The sequence below is a fragment of the Xanthobacter albus genome, from assembly GCF_043194895.2.
Classification (GTDB): Bacteria; Pseudomonadota; Alphaproteobacteria; order Rhizobiales; family Xanthobacteraceae; genus Xanthobacter.
Genome location: NZ_CM195532.1, coordinates 3,789,026 through 3,803,122, shown reverse-complemented (window position 1 = coordinate 3,803,122; position 14,097 = coordinate 3,789,026). Strand labels below are relative to the sequence as shown.

Genomic DNA, 14,097 nt, shown 5'->3' with positions numbered 1-14,097 from the left:
CTCCCCCGAAACGTCAGATGGTCATGCGGCTGATTTCTTGATAGGCGGCGACCACCTTGTCGCGCACCGAGAGCGCGGTCTGCAGGGTCTGCTCCGCGTTCATCACCGCCTCCACCACCTGCTGCACCGAGGCGCGGCCGTTGATGCCCGAGATGGAGGTGGCTTCGCCGGCCTTCAGCGTGTCCACCGCGTCGGAGGACATGCGGGCGAGCATGCTGGAGAAATCGGTGGGATCCACATTCTGCGCGCCGGCGACGGGGCCGGCCTGCGTGGTCTCCATCCGCGTGTTGCTGCGGCTCAGCGAAAGGCCGGGAGTCGAAGTGCTCGTCGTGGAAAGGCTGAGGGAATTGATCATCACGACGTCCTCAGAAGGTCGATGGTCATGGCCACCATGGACCGGGCTTGCTTGATCATCTGGAGGTTGGCCTCATAGCTGCGGCTCGCCTCACGCATGTCGGCCATTTCCACGAGGGGGTTCACATTGGGCTTGAGCACCCAGCCCTTCTCGTCGGCCGCCGGATTTCCAGGCTCGTATTCCGAGCGGAACGGCGCGCTGTCGACACCCGTGTTCTTCACTTTCACGCGAGAGAACCCGAGCGCGCGGTCGAGCTCCGCGGAAAACTGGACGGTCTTGCGCGAGTACGGTTCCTCACCGGGCGTGGAGCCGGTGGAGTTCGCGTTCGCGAGATTCTCCGCGACAATCCGCATGCGGGTCGACTGGGCTTCGAGCCCGGAGCTGGCGATGCGCGTGACCGCCTTCAGGGGATCGATGGTGTTCATTTCAGGCTCGTCAGAATCATGCGGTTGAAGGATTTGACGATGCTGGTGTCGAGCGTGTAGGCGCTGTTCACCTCGTTGGCCTTCAGCATTTCCTGCTCGATGCTCACGGAATTGCCGGAAGCATTGATGCCCCAGCCGTCCTTGGCGTCGCGGGTACGGGTCGTCACTTCCGCCGCGGGGGTGCTGAGGTGGCTCTCGGACGTGCGCGCGAGCGTGAGGCTGGTCTGGTTCATCACAGCGTCGAATGCCGCCGTGTCCACCGCCTTGTAGCCAGGGGTGTTGGCATTCGCGATGTTGCCGGCGATGGCCGTCTGGCGCACGGACGCCCACTGCGAATGACGAGATGCGAGGCCGAACAAGTAGAGAGGCTGCATGGCGATCTCCGCGGAACGACTCCCGGTGCGATCAACGTTGATAATCTCCGCGGCGCCCCTGTGCGGGGCGAGTACCGCGAGTTCATCTTCACCTTCTACAGGGCGAGGCTTGCTTGAGGCTGATGGAAGCCGCCTACGACGCGGCGCGGGAATCCTCGAGCGCGGCACGCAGCAGCTCGAGGCCCTCGTCGTGGCTGGCGTGGGGCACCCGGAAATCGATGCTGTCGATGGACACCCCCACCGAGGTCGCGTCGAACACCAGCTTGAAATAGACCGACAGGGTGGCGTGGTGGAACTCGAGGTCCAGGCTCACGGTCGGCGGCCGCCCCCAGTCGGAATGGGTGAGGGCATGGCGGCCGTAGCGCAGGGCGCCCGGCTTCAGCGTGCGCTCCGCCGAGGATGCGACGATGTCCTCGATGTTGTTGGCCTGGCCGGCATTGATGTAGCCGATGAGCAGGCCCGCCTCGGTGAAGAACAGCTCCGCAACGACCCCGCGCAGTGCCATGGCCAGCACGCACTCGAAGGCCTGCGCCTCCAGTTCGGGGCGGGTGTTCAGGGCCAGGATGTGTTGGCAGCTATTTGGAACCATTGGGGCGCTTCGAATAAATGAAGTGAAGAACCTGGGCTACCGGGCGGTAGAACTCACGCGGGATCCACTGATCGACTTCGACTGCATCATACATGGCACGGGCCAGGGCCCGGTCCTCGACGACCGGAATGGCATGCTGCTGCGCGATCTCCCTGATTTTCAGGGCCACGAGGTCAAGCCCCTTCGCCACCACGAGGGGGGCGCCGCCGAGATCGCGATCATACTTCAGTGCAATGGCGTAATGGGTCGGATTGGCAATGACAACCGTTGCTTTCGGCACCGCTCCCATCATTCGCTGGCGGGCGCGCTGGCGCTGGATGGAGCGCATGCGCGCCTTCACCATCGGGTCGCCTTCCGACTGCTTGACCTCGTCCTTCACCTCCTGCCTCGTCATGCGCAGCTCGGCCTTCCAGTGGAAGCGCGACCACACCAGATCGGCGCCCACGAGGACGATGGTGGCCACGCACACCGCCGAGACCAGCCGCATGGCCAGCTCCAGCACCGCCGAGGGCAGCCGTAGGGGGTCGGTCAGCATGGCGTCCACCACCCGGTGCTCTTCCCAATAGAGCACCAGCCCCGCCACGAACCCCACCGCCAGCAGCTTGAACAGCGACTTGCCGAAGTCGATCTGCCCCTGGATGCCCATCAGGCGCTTGAAGCCGGAGGCGGGCGACACCCGATCCCACTTCGGCGTGATGCGCTCCAGCACCAGCGACGGCACGTTCTGGAGCGCCGACGCCACCACGCCGGCGATGCCGAGGATGATGATCATCGGTGTCAGGAAGCGCCCCGCCACCATCAGCGTGTCCCAAAGCAGCTCGATGGCGTCGCTGCCGTGCTCCAGGCGGAAGCCGCCGGGATCGTCGATCAGGCGCGCCAGATCCTCCGTGAGCAGGCGGCTGGGCGCGGCCACGAAGAAGGCGAGGCAGGCGAGAATCCCGAGCAGCGAGGCGAACAGGGTCGCCTCGCGGGAGAAGGGGACATTGCCCTTCTCCATGGCGTCGGAGATTTTCTTCTCCGATGCCTCCTCGGTTTTACTCTCCTTGTCCTGGTCCTCAGCCATGACCCCCCATCCCGCCGACGCGCCGGTGCGTCTTCTTTTGAACCAGACAACCAGACACGCCGCCCGGCCTCTTTTGAAAAGGCGTCAGCGCACGTAGGAATCTTCGTCGCTGTCGCTGTTGAGCTCGATCTCGCCGCGGCCGGCCATGTCGAGGGCGAGGTCGGTGATGGTGCGCCGCGCCTCGGTGACCTCGCGCGCCGGCACCGGCTCGCCGCTCGCCATCTCCTGCTCCACCATGCGCCGGATACGGCCGCCGAGCGATTGCAGGATCATCTCGCGGAAGTCCGGATCGGTGCCCTTCAGGGCCAGCACCAGCTTGTCGGTGGGCACCTGGTCGAACAGCGACGTGCGGGCGCGCGGGGTGAGCTTGATGATGTCGTCGAAGGTGAAGAGGAGCCCCTTCAGGATCTCCGCCGACTTCGGCCGCGTGGAGGCCAGGCTGGTGAGCACCGTCTCCATGTCGTCGCGGTCCATCTTGTTGATGATGTCCGCCATGCGGGCGTGCGGGTCGGCGCCGGCGTTGCGCGAGAAGTTCATCATGAAATCCTCGTACACCGTCCGCTCGATCACCTGCATGGTGGCATCGACGATGGGCTTGAAGGTGAGCATGCGGCGCAGGATGCCGTTGCGCCGCTCCTCGGGCAGGAAGCTCAGCACCTTGGCGGCGCAGGCAGGGCGCACCTTCGAGAGCATCAGGGCCGCGGTCTGCGGATGCTCCTTGGCGATGTAGGAGGCGAGGATGCTCTCCGAGACCGTCGAGATGCGCTCCCAGATGGAGTGGTTCGCCGTGCCGAGCAGCTCGGCCATGATGTCGGCGATCTGCTCCGGCGGCAGCACGCCCGTGAGCAGCCGCTCCACGTCGGACGCGGTGCCGATGAGGCTGGCGCCGCTCGCGAACTGGGTCGCGAAATCCTCGACGACGGCCTCGATCTGCGCCGGGTTGACCGACTTCAGCTGCGCCATCGACCGCGTGATGAGCTTGATCTCGTCCGGGTCGAAGTGCTTCAGCAGACGGTTCGCCGTCGGCGGGCCCATGGTCATGAGCACCGCGGCGACCTTCTCGGTTCCGTGCAGGGGGCGCGACTTGCCCGGGTTCGGCGTCGCCATCGGCGTGTCTCCGTCAGGCTACGTCAGGCTTCGTCATTGCCACCGGGGCCGACGATCTCGGTCAGGGAAACGCCGAAGCGCGAGCTGTCGTCCTCCACCACCATCACCTCGCCACGCGCGATGATGCGGCCGTTCACCACCACGTCCACGGGCTCACCCACCCGGTGGTCGAGGGGCACGACCGCGCCGCGCCCGAGCTTCAGCAGGCTCGAGACCGGCATGCTGGCCGAGCCGAGCACCACCTGCAGCTGCACCGGAATGCGCTTCACGGCCTCGAGGCCCCGGCTGCTGCCGAGGGTCTCCTCCGCCTCGCCCGCGCCCTGCGCGGGCGAGAGGAGGGCTTCATCGAGGGCGGCTTCGGTCTTGTTGTCGGAATCGGGCATGGCGTCCTCTGGAGCAGGAGGAGGAAAGGATATCAGTGCTGCTTCATCTTGGCGTCGCCGGCATCGCCCTTGCGGGCGTCGAGCTCGGCGATGACACCGTGGGCGTCGTCGATGCGCTTGGACAGCATGGTGAGCACCTCGCGCCCGTCGGTGCTGAAGGTCTGCAGCGAGTCGCGGGCGGCGGTGAGCGCCTGCGCGGCATCGGCCAGCGCGCGGCCATAGTCGGCGTTCAGCCGGTCGAGGCGCGACAGCCGGCGATAGAGTGTCACCACGCAGACGGTGGTGGCGAGCAGCGCGGCGAGCAGGAGGATATCAACGGGGGAGGATATCATCGATGAAGTCCTGGTTCTGGCTGATCTGTTCCTCGACGCGGACGACATAGGCGCCGTCCGCCTGGCCCAGGCGGCACCAGAAAAGGGGCTGGGCCGCGCTTTCGAGCTTCACCCGGCTCGACGGCGTGGCGTTCAGCTTGATGACCTGGCCCACCTTGAAGTCCGCGACCTCGCCGAGGCTCACCTCGCGCTCCTCCAGGATGGCGCGCAGCTTGACCTCGGTGCGGTTGATCTCCTGCCGGATCTTCTGCGCCCACTGGGGATCGCGGTTGCTGGATTCGGTCACGGTGGTGTGGGCGAGCGCGCGGCGCAGCGGCGTCAGCGCCGACTGCGGGATGATGACGAACATCTCGCCGCCGCGGTTGAGGGCCTGGAGCAGGAACTTCGCCACCACGGCGAGGTTGTTGCGCCGGCCGATGACCGCGAAGTCCATGCGCGTTTCCTGGCGCTCGAACTGGAACGAGGTGTCGCTGACCAGCGCGAACGAGGCCCGCAGCGCCTTCGCCATCTGCTCGAACAGGAGCTGGGCCACCCGGCCCTCGATGTTGGTGAAGCTGCGCTCGTCCTCCACCGGCGGCTCGGAGCCGTCGGAGCCGAACAGCACCTCCACCATGGTGAAGATGAAGTCGCGGTCGAAGCCGACGATGAGCTGGCTGTCCCAAGAGGGCGCGCGGAAGATGCCGGCGATGGCCATGCCCTCGTAGGCTTCCAGCACTTCGCCGATGCGGCCGTTCTCGATGCTGAGGAACGAATAATAGGCCTGGGAGGCCGCGAACTGCCGCAGCCCGTCCGCGCAGGCGGTGGCCATGCGGTCGAACAGGACGTGGAGCATGGGCAGGCGGTCGAGCGAGAGCCCGGCCGCGTCCAGCAGCATGTCGCGGATGTCTTGGTGCTTGTGGCTATGCATGGGATCAGGCGGCCTGCTGCACGGGAGCGCCGGAGCTCGCCGGCGACGAATGGATGGCCTCGCTCTCCACCTCGTCGATGGTGGGGCGCTCGGCCGCCGCGATGGTCTTGCGCCCATGCTCCAGGGCGATGGGCGGGAGCGCGCCGTTCATGAAGGCGATCAGGGTCTGCTTGACGATGATGAAGGGCTGGCACTGCTTCTCGCGCGTCGTCTTAATCTTGGCGGCGAGCGGCCCGATGATGGCGTACGAGGAATAGATGCCGAGGAAGGTGCCGATGAGGGCCGAGCCGATGTAATGGCCGAGCACCTCCGGCGACTGGTCGATCGCGCCCATGGCCTTCACGATGCCGAGCACCGCCGCGCAGATGCCGAGCGCCGGCAGCGCCTCCGCCACCGTGCTCATGGCGCTGGACGGCTTGGTCTTGTGCTTCCTGATGGTGGAGATCTCCTGCTCCATCAGGCCCTCGATCTCATGGGACTTGGCGTTGCCGATGAGGATCAGGCGCGCGTAGTCGCAGATGTACTGCGTGAGCTCCTTGTCCCGCAGGATGGTGGGGAACTGCCCGAACAGCGGCGAGTTCTGCGGGTCGTCGATGTGCGCCTCCACCTCGTTGCGGGGCTTCTGCCGCATGTCGCGCATCAGCGCGTAGAGCAGGCTGAGGAGGGCGAGGAAATCCTTGCGCTTGGGCGCCACCCCGGTGGCCGCCTGCACGATCGCGGCCCCGGTGTCCTTGATGACCGCAAGGGGGTTCGCGATGATGAAGGTCGAGAAGGCGATGCCGCCGATGATCAGGTATTCGAACGGCTGCCACACCACGCTCAGGTGGCCGCCCATGGCGACGAAGCCCCCGAACGTGGCGCCGAGGCCGAGAATGATTCCAATGATGACCACCAAGGCGCCGTCCTCCGTCCGGGTAGAGGGGTATCCTTACTCAATTAGGTCAGCAGGATTGCGCGAGGCTGAAGTCGGAGCGCCGCTCACAGGCGCGAGAGCGGCGGGAGGCGGCAGGTTCACGCAAGCCTCGGCTGTGCATAGTCAGGGCCGCGATGGCGTAAGCCCGCCAATCCCCACCGGACAAGCTCGGGAGCTGACGTGTCGTCGAATCTCTACGTGGCCCTGTCGGCGCAAATGGCTGCGGACAAGCGTCTCGCCACCGTGGCCAACAACCTCGCCAACATGAACACGCCGGGGTACCGGGCCGAGCAGGTGCGCTTTGCCGAGCTGCTCTCGCAGGCCACCGCCGACAAGACCTCCTACGTGTCCGAGGGCGAGACCTTCACCTCCCTGCGGCCCGGCGCCATCTCGCAGACCGGCAACCCGCTCGACCTCGCGGTGGACGGCGGCGGCTGGTTCGCGGTGCGGACCGACGCCGGGGTCGGCTACACCCGCGACGGCCGCCTGCGCATGACCGCAGACGGCGCGCTGCAGACCATGAACGGGCGCGCCATGCTCGACGCCGGTGGTGCGCCGCTGATGGTCAATCCCAATGGCGGCGCGGTGCGGGTGGGGTCGGACGGCTCCATCTACCAGAACGGGCAGGTGGCCGGGCGCGTGGGCGTCTATGCCATGCCCGCGGGCGCCAACCTGACGCGCTATGACGGCTCCACCATGACCACCAACATGCCCCCGGCCCTGATCCAGGATTTCACCCGCAACAAGGTGCTCCAGGGCTATGTGGAGGGTGCCAATGTGGACCCGGTGATGGAGATGACCCGCCTCATCACCTTGCAGCGGGCCTTCGAGCAGGCGGCCAACGCCGTTTCCCAGAACGAGGATCTCACCACCAGCGCCATCCGGCAGCTGGGTCCGTCGAGCTGATCCGGCGCGGCGTCTTCCGGGGGTATTGAGGCATGAACGCGCTGGAGCGGCTGGCGGCCGCGGTGGAGGCGGGGCTCGAGGAGTGCCCTCCCGTGCGCGTGGGCGGCGTGGTGCGCCAGGTGACGCCGACTCATTTCGAGGTGTCCGGTCTGTCCCATGTTCTGCGGCTGGGAGAGCGCGTGGGGGTCGAGAGCGAGGGCGGGATGCGGCTCGGCGAAGTCGTGCGCATCGATGGCGCGGCGGCGGTGGTGAAGCCCTACGACGGCAACATGCAGGTGGGCCTGGGCGAGCGGGCGTTCCGCGTCGGTCCGCTCATGCTTCATCCGAGCGCGCAATGGCGGGGGCGCGTGATGAACGCGCTGGGCCAGCCGCTGGACGGGCAGGGGCCGCTGCCGCGCGGGCCGCAACCGATGCCGCTCGATCGCGACCCGCCGCCGGCCATGGCGCGGGCGCGGGTGGAGAAGCCGCTGCGCACCGGCGTGCGCGCCGTGGATATCTTCACGCCCCTCTGCCAGGGCCAGCGCATGGGCATCTTCGCCGGCTCCGGCGTCGGCAAGTCCACCCTTCTCTCCATGCTGGCGGGCTGCACCGGCTTCGATACCGTGGTGGTGGCCCTGGTGGGCGAGCGCGGGCGTGAGGTGCGCGAGTTTCTCGAAGGGCCCCTGGCGCCCAACCGGGACCGCTCGGTCGTGGTGGTCTCCACCTCCGACGAAAGCCCCATGATGCGGCGCATGGCACCCCAGGCGGCGCTGGCGGTGGCCGAGCATTTCCGCGACGCGGGCGAAAGCGTGCTGCTGATCGTCGATTCGGTGACCCGCTATGCCCATGCGGCGCGCGACGTGGCGCTGGCGGCGGGCGAGCCGGCGGTGGCGCGGGGCTATGCGCCGAGCGTGTTCTCCACTCTGCCCAAGCTGCTGGAGCGGGCGGGGCCGGGGGTGGAAGGCACGGGCTCCATCACCGGCGTGTTCTCGGTGCTGGTGGACGGCGACGACCACAACGATCCGGTGGCCGATGCCATCCGCGGCACCCTCGACGGCCATATCGTGCTCGACCGGGCCATCGCCGACCAGGGGCGTTTTCCGGCCATCAACGTGCTGCGCTCCATTTCCCGCCTGTCGGGCCTCGTCTGGAACGAGGGCGAGCAGGAACTGGTGCGGCGGCTGCGGGCCATGATCGCCCGCTTCGAGGACACGCGCGACCTGCGGCTCATGGGGGGCTATCAGGCCGGCAGCGACCCGGATCTGGACCAGTCCATCGCCGCGGTGCCGCGCATCTACGATGCCCTGCGGCAGGGGCCGGGAGGGCCGCCGAGCCGCGATCCTTTCGCGGATCTCGCCGCGGCGCTGCGGGCCTAATTCCGGCAGCTTCGCACAAGCCATTTCGAGTCAAATGTCACACCATGGGTCGCCTGACGCGGCCGCTGCCCTCGGGAGCCTAGCGAAATGAGCCTTTACGGTATGATGCGCACGAGCGTGTCCGGCATGGGCGCGCAGTCGAATCTCCTCAGCACGGTCGGCGACAACATCGCCAATGCGAGCACTACCGGCTACAAGGCGGCCGACGCCGAGTTCTCCTCGGTCATGCTCCAGTCGCAGGCGGGCAGCGGCGACTATCAGTCCGGCTCGGTGAAGACCACGGTGCGCTATGCCATCGATGCGCGCGGCGCGCTCGACTACGTGGGCAAGAGCAATACCGACCTCGCCGTCCAGGGTAACGGCTTCTTCCTGGTGACCGATACCTCGGGCCAGATCGCGATGACCCGCGCCGGTGACTTCCGAAAGGACGCCTCCACCGGCAACCTCGTGAACGGGGCGGGCTATACCCTCATGGGCTATCCTGTGCCGAGCACCGGCGCCGGCGGCACCGCCGCGCTCGTGCCCGTGAACATCAACAACGCGACCGTGACCGCCGCGGCGACCACGAGCGGGGTGTTCTCCGCCAACCTGCCGATCTCCGCCACCAGCACCACCGCCCCCTATGTGGTGTCGAAGACAGTCTATGACGCTGTCGGCGCGGAGCGGACCGTCAATCTCTCCTTCCAGAAGACGACGAACACCGGCGAGTGGACGTTGACCGTGAGCGGCGACGTGACCACGACCACCCAGACCTTGCAGTTCGACAGCTCCGGCAACATGACCTTGCCCGCTGCTCCGGCGAAGCTGTCGATCCCGGTGGTGAACTCGCAGGATCCGACCGTCACCACCACCATGTCGCTCGACCTGTCCGGCATGAAGCAGAAGGACATGGGCTTCACCATCCTCACGAACACGGAGGACGGGACTGCTGCCTCGGTGCTCACGGACGTGTCCATCGACACCGACGGCACCGTCTATGCGGTGAACGCCGATGGCGACAAGTTCGCGATCTTCACCGTCCCGCTCGGCTATGTGTCGAGCCCGAACAACCTGACGCCGCTGACCGGCAACGCCTACACCACCAACACCAAGTCCGGCGCCCTGCAGATCGCCAATGCGGAGCAGAACGGGCAGGGCTCCGTGATTTCCGGCGCGACCGAGAACTCGACGGTGGACACCGCCAACGAGCTCACCACCATGATCGTGGCGCAGCGCGACTACACGGCGAACTCCAAGGTCTTCCAGACCGGCGCGGAGCTTCTCGACGTGCTCATGAACCTCAAGCGTTGATCGACGAAGGTTTCGGGGGATCGCCATGAGCCTGAGCGCCGCGTTCAATACCGCCCGGACGTCGTTGCAGACGACGTCCACGCGGCTGTCGGTGTCGGCGAGCAACATCGCCGCGGCGGACAATTCTTCCGCGTCCAGGAAGATCGCCGTGGTGACGACCGCGAGCGACGGCAGCACGCGGGTGGTCAACATCACGCGTGCCTCAGATTCCGCTCTGTTCGACCGGATGCTATCCGCCACTTCGTCGAGTGCTCAGCTTTCGGCCGTCAACGACGGTCTCAAGACGCTTCACGAAACCGTTGGCGATACGAAGAGCGAATCGTCTCCGGCGGCGCTTCTCGGGGCCTTCTCCACGGCTCTGTCGGCGTCGGCCAACGCGCCCGACGATCAGGCGCTGGCGGGGGCCGCGGTAAGTGCCGCGCAGGATCTCGCGCAGTCCCTCAATGACGCGACCGACACGGTTCAGCAGGTGCGCGCGGATGCCGACACCGGCATCGCCACCTCGGTCTCCCACGTGAACGAGCTGCTGACGAAGTTCCAGGCGGCGAACGATGCCGTGGTGAGGGGCACCGCCACCGGCGCGGACGTCACCGGCTCCCTCGACGAGCGTGACGCCATCCTCGCCCAGTTGTCGCAGGAGATGGGGATCTCCACCCTCACCCGCGGCAACAACGATGTGGCCATCTACACGGACAGCGGCGTCACCCTGTTCGACAAGTCGGCGCGGACTGTGACCTTCTCGGCCACGCCCTCGTTCGATACGTCCACTTCCGGCAATGCCGTCTATGTGGATGGCGTCGCGGTGGCCGGGCCCGGCGCCAGCACCTCCATGGCGCTGAAGTCGGGCGCGATCGTCGGCTATGCCACGCTGCGCGACGATGTCGCCGTCACCTACCAGTCCCAGCTCGACGCGGTGGCCGGGGGGCTTGTTGACGCGTTCAAGGAAACCGACCAGAGCGGCGGTGGCCTGCCGGCGATGAACGGCCTGTTCACGGTCGATTCCGGGGCCAGCACCGGTTCCGGTGTCGCCGGCCGCATCATGGTGAATGCCGCGGCTGTCCCGAGCGAGGGCGGTTCCGCCTTCGCGCTGCGCGATGGCGGCATGAATGGCAGCAACTACCTCTATAATACTAATTCCGAGGCGAGCTATGCCGTGCGCCTTTCCGGCTTGGTCAGCAATCTGGCGGCGCCGCGGACCTACGCCGCGAGCACGCAGCTCGAGAGCGGCACGAGCCTCAAGAGCTTCGCATCGAACTCCGTGAGCTGGCTCGAAGGGCAGCGTTCGGCGACGTCCACCAAGCTCGACGCACAGAGCGCCATTCTTTCGCAGACCTCCACCGCTCTTTCGTCAGCCACCGGCGTCAATCTCGATAACGAGTATGCGCTGCAGCTCGAATTGGAGCGCAGCTACACGGCGTCCTCGAAGCTGATCGGCGTCGTGGACAATCTCTACAATCAGTTGTTCAGCGCGATTGGGTGACGCCGATGAAGAGCTCCTACATCTCCACCTTGTCCTGGACGACGAGCGCGCTGAGCACGATGTCGCGCCTTCAGGGCGAGATTTCCAAGACCACAGCCGAAGTCGCGACCGGTCGCCACGCGGATGTGGGCCTGACGCTCGGCCTCAAGACGGGCCAGAGCGTATCGCTATACGCCACCAAGGCGGCCATCGATGCGCAGCAGAATAGCAATACCTTCGCGTCCACGGTTGTGAAGGGCTCGCAGACCGTGCTCTCGCAGGTGCGGACCAATGCCAACAGCATCCTGCAGGAGCTCGTTACGGCCACGTCGTCCAGCGGAGACAACAAGAACGTCGTCTCGCAGGCGGGAGATGCCCTGTCGACCTTGATCGACAATTTGAACACCTCCGATGGTCAGCGTTACCTGTTCGCCGGCACGAACAGCTCCGTGGCGCCCATGGTGTCCTATGAGAATGGGCCGGAAGCGGCGGTCAAGGCGGCGTTCGCGACCGCTTTCGGCCTCAATCCCACGGACCCAGCGTCGGATCCCGCCGTCGTGAATATCACGGCGGACCAGATGAACACGTTCCTGGACGGGGCGTTCGCGAACCTGTTCGCGGATCCGGCCTGGGGCACGACCTGGTCGAATGCCTCGGACCAGCCGCTGACGAGCCAGGTTTCCAGCACCCAGCGGGCGAACATCTCCACCACCACGAACATCGATGCCGTCCGCAACCTCACCATGGCGCTTACCATGGTGTCGAAGCTGGGCCTGACCGGCATGGCGGCGGAGACGCAGCAGGCGGTGATCGAAAAGGCCAGGACCCTGACGGGCGCGTCGGTTTCGCAGCTCACGAGGGAGAGCGCCAGTCTGGGCGTGACTCAGAACCGCATTACCCAGTCGAATGAAGTTCTATCGAGCGCGAGCACGTTGGTCGACTCGAAAATAACTTCCCTCGAAGGTGTCGATACGGCTGAGGCCAAGACCAGGCTCGACAATATGACGACGCAGCTGCAGATGTCCTATTCGACGACAGCGAAGCTGATGCAGCTGTCCCTTCTCAATTACGTTTGATCCCACGCAAGAGGGTCGCCATGTACAAATTTGCATATGCGGAAATCCTCGACGAAGCTGGAACCGCGGGGCGCGATCGCGAACGCATGGCGTTCGATCAGGCGATCGATATGGTGCTCCAGGCGAAGGCGGGCGTGCCGAATTCGCCGGAAATGCGCTCCGCGCTGCTCGACATGCAGAAGCTCTGGCGCTTCTTCATCGCCGATCTTGCCGATTCCCAGAACGAGCTGCCGCAGGCGCTGAAGGTCAATCTGGCCTCGCTCGGACTCTGGATCATTCAGGAGGCGGACCGGATCCTCGTTGATCCTTCGCGGGACGTCTCCCTTCTGATCGATGTCAACCGCACCATCAGGGACGGGCTGAAATGAACAAGCCGATGCATATCTCGTTGAAGGCCGGCGAGCGGATGTACCTTAACGGCGCGGTGTTCTGCGCCGACCGCAAGGTCACCCTGGAACTGCTGAACGACGCGGTGTTCCTTCTTGAAGGCCACGTGATGCAGGTGCAGGACACCACCACGCCGCTGCGCCAGCTCTACTTCATCGTCCAGTCGGTCCTGACGGATCCGGTGAGCGCGGCCGAGGCACGGCGCTTGGCCGTGAACCATCTCACCGCGGTGATGCTCGCCTATTCCAACCAGGAAATGCTGGCGCACCTGAAGGCGCTGGACGGGCTGCTCCGCGAGGACCGCTGCTTCGACGCGCTGCGCCAGCTGCGCCAGCTGTTCGAGCTGGAAGACGCCATCATCGGCGGCGCTGCCGCGCCGCAGTCCGAAGTGGCCTGAGATGATCGAGTCCGATCTTCATGGTGCATGTGCGACGACGGGAAGGATGCCGCAATGACCACTGTCTCGAGCACCACCAGCACGACGAATACCTCCTCCACGACGAAGTCGTCGGCGGCGTCCGCGACCACGGTGGACTACAACGCCTTCCTGAAGCTCCTGGTGGCCCAGCTTCAGAATCAGGACCCGACGAATCCCATGGATTCCACGGCCTATCTGTCGCAGCTCGCCTCCTTCTCGCAGGTGGAGCAGCAGATCACCACCAACAGCAAGCTTGATGCGATGTTCACCGCCTCGGCTTTGCAGACGGCGGATTCCGCCATCGGCAAGACGCTCACGTCCGCTGACGGGACCGTGTCCGGGACCGTGTCCTCGGTGCAGATCACCAGCGACGGCGTGGTGGCGACGCTGAGCAGCGGCAAGACCGTGACCATCGAGTCCGGCGTGAAGCTGAGCGGATCGTGAACGAAGCGGACGCGCTGGATCTCGTCAACAGCGCCATCTGGACGGTGCTGGTCGCGGCCGGCCCGTCGGTCGCGATCGCGATGGCGGTCGGCCTGTTCGTGGCGCTGTTCCAGGCACTGACGCAGATCCAGGAAATGACGCTGACGTTCATTCCCAAGATCCTCGCGGTGCTGGCCGTCGCGGCGCTGACCGCCTCCTTCATGGGTTCGCATATCATGGCCTTCACGGAGGAGGTCTATGCCCGTATCGCGACGGGCTATTAAGGGCCTCGGCTTAGCCTGGGTCGCCCGGGGTCCCGGGTTTTCGCTTTGATT

The 14,097-nt window shown here is 66.0% G+C and carries 19 protein-coding genes; 9 read left to right on the top strand and 10 right to left on the bottom strand.

The genetic code is table 11. From position 1 onward, the window contains the following. Positions 1–13: 13 nt before the first annotated feature. From fliE to motA, 10 genes are all read right to left on the bottom strand, one after another. Positions 14–355 carry a flagellar hook-basal body complex protein FliE gene (fliE, locus tag V5F75_RS17145; RefSeq protein WP_394033996.1) on the bottom strand — a complete coding sequence of 114 codons (342 nt, stop codon included), beginning with the start codon at positions 353–355 and terminating at the stop codon, positions 14–16. Beyond that, positions 355–780, bottom strand: a complete 426-nt coding sequence (gene flgC / locus V5F75_RS17140) for a flagellar basal body rod protein FlgC (protein ID WP_394033995.1) — start codon at positions 778–780, stop codon at positions 355–357. Before flgC ends, fliE begins: the two co-directional genes overlap by 1 nt. Beyond that, positions 777–1,154: a flagellar basal body rod protein FlgB gene (gene flgB / locus V5F75_RS17135; RefSeq protein WP_394033994.1), complete on the bottom strand. Its 378-nt coding sequence runs from the start codon at positions 1,152–1,154 to the stop codon at positions 777–779. The genes flgC and flgB overlap by 4 nt, the downstream gene beginning before the upstream one ends. A 133-nt stretch (positions 1,155–1,287) precedes the next feature. Next, a complete protein-coding gene (locus tag V5F75_RS17130; protein WP_394033993.1) occupies positions 1,288–1,743 on the bottom strand; it encodes a BspJ family T4SS effector nucleomodulin in 456 nt (151 codons plus the stop codon). Next, a complete protein-coding gene (gene flhB, locus V5F75_RS17125; protein WP_394033992.1) occupies positions 1,730–2,806 on the bottom strand; it encodes a flagellar biosynthesis protein FlhB in 1,077 nt (358 codons plus the stop codon). The genes V5F75_RS17130 and flhB overlap by 14 nt, the downstream gene beginning before the upstream one ends. Positions 2,807–2,890: 84 nt before the next feature. Then, positions 2,891–3,913 (bottom strand): flagellar motor switch protein FliG, encoded by a 1,023-nt coding sequence (locus V5F75_RS17120; RefSeq protein WP_394033991.1) that lies wholly within the window; start codon positions 3,911–3,913, stop codon positions 2,891–2,893. A 23-nt stretch (positions 3,914–3,936) separates the two neighbouring features. Then, positions 3,937–4,296: a flagellar motor switch protein FliN gene (gene fliN / locus V5F75_RS17115; RefSeq protein ID WP_394033990.1), complete on the bottom strand. Its 360-nt coding sequence runs from the start codon at positions 4,294–4,296 to the stop codon at positions 3,937–3,939. A gap of 32 nt (positions 4,297–4,328) precedes the next feature. Then, the gene (locus tag V5F75_RS17110; protein WP_394033989.1) at positions 4,329–4,628 is read right to left on the bottom strand and encodes a hypothetical protein; all 300 of its coding nucleotides are present in this window, start codon (positions 4,626–4,628) and stop codon (positions 4,329–4,331) included. Continuing rightward, complete coding sequence (locus tag V5F75_RS17105; RefSeq protein ID WP_394033988.1) at positions 4,609–5,535, bottom strand: flagellar motor switch protein FliM; 927 nt, start codon at positions 5,533–5,535, stop codon at positions 4,609–4,611. The genes V5F75_RS17110 and V5F75_RS17105 overlap by 20 nt, the downstream gene beginning before the upstream one ends. Positions 5,536–5,539: 4 nt before the next feature. After that, a complete protein-coding gene (gene motA, locus V5F75_RS17100; protein WP_394033987.1) occupies positions 5,540–6,430 on the bottom strand; it encodes a flagellar motor stator protein MotA in 891 nt (296 codons plus the stop codon). 198 nt (positions 6,431–6,628) lie between these two features. On the opposite strand from motA, the gene flgF reads away from it, so the two are divergent. From flgF to fliQ, 9 genes are all read left to right on the top strand, one after another. Then, positions 6,629–7,354, top strand: coding sequence for a flagellar basal-body rod protein FlgF (flgF, locus tag V5F75_RS17095; RefSeq protein WP_394033986.1), 726 nt, complete (start codon positions 6,629–6,631; stop codon positions 7,352–7,354). Between the two features lie 32 nt (positions 7,355–7,386). Then, positions 7,387–8,709 carry a flagellar protein export ATPase FliI gene (gene fliI / locus V5F75_RS17090; protein ID WP_394033985.1) on the top strand — a complete coding sequence of 441 codons (1,323 nt, stop codon included), beginning with the start codon at positions 7,387–7,389 and terminating at the stop codon, positions 8,707–8,709. A gap of 87 nt (positions 8,710–8,796) precedes the next feature. Beyond that, positions 8,797–9,999: a flagellar hook protein FlgE gene (locus V5F75_RS17085; protein WP_394033984.1), complete on the top strand. Its 1,203-nt coding sequence runs from the start codon at positions 8,797–8,799 to the stop codon at positions 9,997–9,999. Positions 10,000–10,024: 25 nt separating this feature from the next. Continuing rightward, positions 10,025–11,479 carry a flagellar hook-associated protein FlgK gene (gene flgK, locus V5F75_RS17080; RefSeq protein ID WP_394033983.1) on the top strand — a complete coding sequence of 485 codons (1,455 nt, stop codon included), beginning with the start codon at positions 10,025–10,027 and terminating at the stop codon, positions 11,477–11,479. A 5-nt stretch (positions 11,480–11,484) separates the two neighbouring features. Next, positions 11,485–12,534 carry a flagellar hook-associated family protein gene (locus V5F75_RS17075; RefSeq protein WP_394033982.1) on the top strand — a complete coding sequence of 350 codons (1,050 nt, stop codon included), beginning with the start codon at positions 11,485–11,487 and terminating at the stop codon, positions 12,532–12,534. A 20-nt stretch (positions 12,535–12,554) separates the two neighbouring features. Then, positions 12,555–12,902 carry a flagellar biosynthesis regulator FlaF gene (gene flaF, locus V5F75_RS17070; RefSeq protein ID WP_394033981.1) on the top strand — a complete coding sequence of 116 codons (348 nt, stop codon included), beginning with the start codon at positions 12,555–12,557 and terminating at the stop codon, positions 12,900–12,902. Between the two features lie 8 nt (positions 12,903–12,910). Then, positions 12,911–13,318, top strand: a complete 408-nt coding sequence (gene flbT, locus V5F75_RS17065; protein WP_394033980.1) for a flagellar biosynthesis repressor FlbT — start codon at positions 12,911–12,913, stop codon at positions 13,316–13,318. A 54-nt stretch (positions 13,319–13,372) separates the two neighbouring features. Beyond that, positions 13,373–13,783, top strand: coding sequence for a flagellar hook assembly protein FlgD (flgD, locus tag V5F75_RS17060; protein WP_394033979.1), 411 nt, complete (start codon positions 13,373–13,375; stop codon positions 13,781–13,783). Continuing rightward, positions 13,780–14,046 (top strand): flagellar biosynthesis protein FliQ, encoded by a 267-nt coding sequence (gene fliQ / locus V5F75_RS17055; RefSeq protein ID WP_394033978.1) that lies wholly within the window; start codon positions 13,780–13,782, stop codon positions 14,044–14,046. Before flgD ends, fliQ begins: the two co-directional genes overlap by 4 nt. Positions 14,047–14,097 lie beyond the last annotated feature (51 nt).

Bases quoted from the DNA above. Each gene is read 5' to 3' on its own strand.
- fliE (WP_394033996.1), bottom strand. From the start codon at position 355: ATGATCAATTCCCTCAGCCTTTCCACGACGAGCACTTCGACTCCCGGC.
- flgC (WP_394033995.1), bottom strand. From the start codon at position 780: ATGAACACCATCGATCCCCTGAAGGCGGTCACGCGCATCGCCAGCTCC.
- flgB (WP_394033994.1), bottom strand. From the start codon at position 1,154: ATGCAGCCTCTCTACTTGTTCGGCCTCGCATCTCGTCATTCGCAGTGG.
- V5F75_RS17130 (WP_394033993.1), bottom strand. From the start codon at position 1,743: ATGGTTCCAAATAGCTGCCAACACATCCTGGCCCTGAACACCCGCCCC.
- flhB (WP_394033992.1), bottom strand. From the start codon at position 2,806: ATGGCTGAGGACCAGGACAAGGAGAGTAAAACCGAGGAGGCATCGGAG.
- V5F75_RS17120 (WP_394033991.1), bottom strand. From the start codon at position 3,913: ATGGCGACGCCGAACCCGGGCAAGTCGCGCCCCCTGCACGGAACCGAG.
- fliN (WP_394033990.1), bottom strand. From the start codon at position 4,296: ATGCCCGATTCCGACAACAAGACCGAAGCCGCCCTCGATGAAGCCCTC.
- V5F75_RS17110 (WP_394033989.1), bottom strand. From the start codon at position 4,628: ATGATATCCTCCCCCGTTGATATCCTCCTGCTCGCCGCGCTGCTCGCC.
- V5F75_RS17105 (WP_394033988.1), bottom strand. From the start codon at position 5,535: ATGCATAGCCACAAGCACCAAGACATCCGCGACATGCTGCTGGACGCG.
- fliI (WP_394033985.1), top strand. From the start codon at position 7,387: ATGAACGCGCTGGAGCGGCTGGCGGCCGCGGTGGAGGCGGGGCTCGAG.
- V5F75_RS17085 (WP_394033984.1), top strand. From the start codon at position 8,797: ATGAGCCTTTACGGTATGATGCGCACGAGCGTGTCCGGCATGGGCGCG.
- flgK (WP_394033983.1), top strand. From the start codon at position 10,025: ATGAGCCTGAGCGCCGCGTTCAATACCGCCCGGACGTCGTTGCAGACG.
- V5F75_RS17075 (WP_394033982.1), top strand. From the start codon at position 11,485: ATGAAGAGCTCCTACATCTCCACCTTGTCCTGGACGACGAGCGCGCTG.
- flaF (WP_394033981.1), top strand. From the start codon at position 12,555: ATGTACAAATTTGCATATGCGGAAATCCTCGACGAAGCTGGAACCGCG.
- flbT (WP_394033980.1), top strand. From the start codon at position 12,911: ATGCATATCTCGTTGAAGGCCGGCGAGCGGATGTACCTTAACGGCGCG.
- flgD (WP_394033979.1), top strand. From the start codon at position 13,373: ATGACCACTGTCTCGAGCACCACCAGCACGACGAATACCTCCTCCACG.